Raw genomic sequence first — 3,760 nt, forward strand, 5'->3', positions numbered from 1 at the left:
GGACAAGAAAAAGAGACGTAGCGGAAGCCGTGCTCCATTCGGATCAAGGCTTCCAATATACGTCTCAGGCGTACAACACGCGATTAGAAGCATTCGGCGTTAAAGGCAGCCACTCTCGCAAAGCAACCTGCCTGGATAACGCATGCATCGAATCCTTTTTTTCGCATCTCAAGTCAGAGAAGTTGTATCTCAAACAGTGTAAATCAGGAACTGAAATTCATCAAGCGGTGGAAGATTATATTTATTTTTATAACTACCAACGGTTTCAAACCAAACTTAAAAAGCGCGCCCCGATTGAATATCGGTGCGCGCTAGCAGCATAGCTTTTTTCCTTGACAGGGGTAAGACCAAAATAAAGTGTTTGACTGGGTTTTTATTTTGCTGCTCTGCCAAGCAGGGTTCAACTCTCGTTTGCGGTCAGGCGTGGCCTGGTTCCTATTACGACTGTGGCGTCCATTTCGTCTAATCTGGCCACCTGCGGGATCAGCCCATTGCTAGCGAAAATTTTGGCTGTCTGCGGCGCCTGCCGCTGGCTAGTCTCGACCAGAAGATGGCCACCCGGTGCCAGCCAGAGTGGCGCCGCAGCCGCCACCCGGCGCTGGACGTCAAGACCATCTGCGCCTCCATCGAGCGCCACCGGCGACTCGTGAATCCGAGCCTCTGGAGGCAGCAGCCTGATCGCCTCGGTGGGAACGTAAGGTGCGTTGGCGACCAAGATGTCGACGCGGCCTCGCAGTATGACGGGCAGCGGCTCGTAGAGGTCGCCTTCAAATACGTGACCACTGGCGGAAGTGACGTTGCGGCGGGCACACCGTACTGCGGCTGGGTCGATATCGGAGGCGTACAAATCGATTCGTTCTAAGGCGGCAGCCAGTACTGTGCCCACCGCGCCCGAGCCGCAGCATAGGTCGACCACTACGGCTCCTGGCTGTGCGAGGGCTGCGGCCTGGCGAACGAGAAACTCTGTGCGCTGGCGAGGTACGAAGACTCCTGGATCCACGGCTATCTTGAGACCGCAAAATTCCGCCCATCCGATGACGTGTTCCAGAGGCAAACCGGCGACTCGACGATCCACCATGGTGATGAGATCGTCCGGCGTCCGAGCTGCTGAGACGAGCAACCGGGCCTCCTCTTCGGCGAAAACACAACCAGCTGCTCGAAGCCTGCTGACATAGATTGTTTCATTTATAATTTATCTTCACTCTCTTTCGAATAAATCCATCATGTTTCCTTATAAACATGATAACAAAACATAGAATGACAATGCGGATAAAGAATCGCTATAGTCATTCTGTCCGGTATCCACCTGAGTAAGATTTGGTTGACGTAGCCCCCTAAACCACCTATACTGAGCATGATTCTCATTCTCATACATAACTAGTTTGAGGTACCCTTAATTAAAAGAAGGTCACAACAAATATGCCAACAAAGAAACAAATGATTCGTTTCATGGCGATCCTTTTGATCGTTTGTTCTATTGTTTTGACGTGGCAATGGTTCGATTCGAAAGAATGGCTCCGCGACGTAGAACTTCTTTTCCATCAACCGCAATGGTTGGTCTTCATGTTCGTCGTGTACCTAGTCTCCTTCCTTCTAAAGGCTGCGGCTTGGCGAATTTATACAGGCTCTGAGGTGCGATTCAGCATTTATTTTCATGCCATCAGCTATAGCTTGCTCGTGAATCATCTGCTTCCGGTTAAAGCGGGAGATGGCCGGAATACTATGGAGAAACCGTGGATCACCCCTTCTCGGATCTGCGTCATCGGACGTGGCTCACATTTGGCGGCGAATCTGAGGATGTTAGCCTTGTGATCCGTGGCTACCAGCAGGTGTACAACGCAGAAGTGAGAATCCGGCGGACGGATGCCCGTACAGCCGAAATGGCGAAGTATATGGAGAATTGCTTCCTTGCGCTTAAAGTGTCGTTTTGCAATGAGTTTTATGATATTGCCGGAGCACACGGGATTGATTACAATGAGCTACGGGAAGTTTGGCTTGAGGACCCGAGAATCGGCCGCAGCCATACCTTCGTGTATGAGGATAGCCGCGGGTACGGCGGGAAATGCTTGCCGAAGGATGTTCATGCGCTGATTAGCATGGCGGACGAGAAAGAAGTTAATGCCGATTTGATGAAGTCTGTTCAACGGAAAAATAGCGATCTTCGTGCTTCATTCGAGTGAATATATAGTAAAGCCTCCATGTCCACGGATTGCTCGTGGGATTGGAGGCTTTCTTTCATATACCGTCTTGAACAACTGTAATGGTGCCCATATTTCCTACATAGACTCGGTTCGTCCGTGTGTTCAATGCCATATTCCCCGCAGATTTCCCCGTGCGAAGCGTTGTTAAACGCGTGTTGGTTCGTCCACTGTAAACAAATAAATTTCTTCCTTCGGAATGCCCGACGAAAAAGTGGTTCGTGAATGGATTGACGAGAATCGATGAAAATGTCGGGATCTTTAAAGTCTTTTCGATCTTATTCGTTTGTCCGTTAAGGACGAAGAGTTTGCCGCCGCCTTCCTGCTGCGCGCTTGTGACATAGATGCGATTCGACAGCGGGTTCAAAGTGATCTCGCTTTGCCTGCTTCCTAGCTGAATGGGGACGCTTTTCCCATGGGTGCGGCCCTTTATCACAGATGCAAAACGGCTCAGGTTATTAGCCACGTAAATACGATTGGTCACGCTATTGATAGCCGGTGTAATAATGGGATTACGGCCTACTTTGATCGTCGTAACGACTTGAAGTGTCTTCCCATCAATCACATGAACCGAATCCGTGCTTACATTCGTGACATAAATGCGGTTCGTCCGCTCATTAACGGACACAAGCGCTGGTGATCCGCCAACCCTCAACGTCTTGAGGATACGGTTGGTGCTGCCGTCTATGACGCTAATCGTGCCGCTCAGATTGGCTACATAGATTCGATTGCTGCCTCGGTGGATACCAAGGCCATAAGGGCGCTGCCCGACGCGTACAGCTGTCAGCACGCTGTTTGTTTTTCCGCTGATCACGGAAACGGTAGCATCCTGGAAGTTCGTGGCGTAGATGCGATTGGTACGGGAATTCACCGCGAGGAACGTGGTGCCATCGCCCACCTTCACATTTCGGAGGACCTTAGTGGTCTTCCCATCAAGAACACCTACTTGGCTTTCACTATGAACAAAATAGACACGATTCGTTACTGAATTCGTTTGGATATCACCGACAGCCCCGGCTACTTTAACAATTGTAATGACTTGGGGCAACGTCTGCGACAATCGGGCAAGGGTGAGGGAATCTCGTCTACGATCCATGGAAGGTCCCCTTTCAATGAACATATTCGTACACATATTAGTACTACTATATGAGCAATCGTGTAAGGGGGAACCTTTGGCTAATCCCATATTCTAGATATAGACACAGTGCTAGCTACTCCAAGTAATCTAAACACCGTACACATAGCTAGCTACTCCAATTGATCTAAACAACCTCATTAGCTAGTATTGGCCATTTTTGCAGCAGAGGGTGGGTTCTTCACACAATTAGATGCAAAAAGTGCATCAAAATATCGGCTATTTTGATTTTGAGCAGCGATGATGCATTTTGTGCATCAAATATCGGGAATTCGACCCAAAGTGGGCTGAATTTGACTGATTTGATGCGCTTTTTGCAGTAAATCTGTTGAAATCGCCAATATAGACTGAATTTGATGCACTTTTTGCATCTTTGATGGATAATCGTTTAGCCACCAGCCACCAGCCACCAGCCACCAGCCACCAG

Annotated in this window: 5 protein-coding genes; 3 read left to right on the plus strand and 2 right to left on the minus strand. The window is 49.3% G+C overall.

Going from position 1 to position 3,760, the window contains the following annotated elements; translation table 11 throughout:
• Positions 1-323 (plus strand): IS3 family transposase (locus G519_RS0140875; RefSeq protein ID WP_029199442.1); only part of this gene is annotated, 323 nt, incomplete at its 5' end.
• A gap of 77 nt (positions 324-400) precedes the next feature.
• Here G519_RS0140875 and G519_RS0140880 read toward each other — a convergent pair.
• Positions 401-1,192 carry a putative protein N(5)-glutamine methyltransferase gene (locus G519_RS0140880; RefSeq protein ID WP_029199443.1) on the minus strand — a complete coding sequence of 264 codons (792 nt, stop codon included), beginning with the start codon at positions 1,190-1,192 and terminating at the stop codon, positions 401-403.
• Between the two features lie 227 nt (positions 1,193-1,419).
• Between G519_RS0140880 and G519_RS0140885 the strand changes: the two genes are divergently transcribed.
• Together G519_RS0140885 and G519_RS0140890 are read left to right on the plus strand one after the other, a co-directional pair.
• On the plus strand, positions 1,420-1,812 hold the full coding sequence (locus G519_RS0140885) for a lysylphosphatidylglycerol synthase domain-containing protein (protein ID WP_029199444.1): 393 nt from the start codon (positions 1,420-1,422) through the stop codon (positions 1,810-1,812).
• Complete coding sequence (locus G519_RS0140890) at positions 1,809-2,180, plus strand: hypothetical protein (RefSeq protein ID WP_029199445.1); 372 nt, start codon at positions 1,809-1,811, stop codon at positions 2,178-2,180. The genes G519_RS0140885 and G519_RS0140890 overlap by 4 nt, the downstream gene beginning before the upstream one ends.
• 55 nt (positions 2,181-2,235) lie before the next feature.
• On the opposite strand, the gene G519_RS47110 is transcribed toward G519_RS0140890, so the two are convergent.
• Complete coding sequence (locus G519_RS47110; protein WP_051254230.1) at positions 2,236-3,294, minus strand: YncE family protein; 1,059 nt, start codon at positions 3,292-3,294, stop codon at positions 2,236-2,238.
• Positions 3,295-3,760 lie beyond the last annotated feature (466 nt).

Origin of the sequence: Paenibacillus alginolyticus DSM 5050 = NBRC 15375, assembly GCF_000422905.1 — a bacterium.
GTDB classification, from domain to species: Bacteria; Bacillota; Bacilli; order Paenibacillales; family NBRC-103111; genus Paenibacillus_E; species Paenibacillus_E alginolyticus.

Coding starts and splice junctions, on each gene's coding strand:
- G519_RS0140885 (WP_029199444.1), top strand. CDS start 1,420: ATGCCAACAAAGAAACAAATGATTCGTTTCATGGCGATCCTTTTGATC.
- G519_RS47110 (WP_051254230.1), bottom strand. CDS start 3,294: ATGGATCGTAGACGAGATTCCCTCACCCTTGCCCGATTGTCGCAGACG.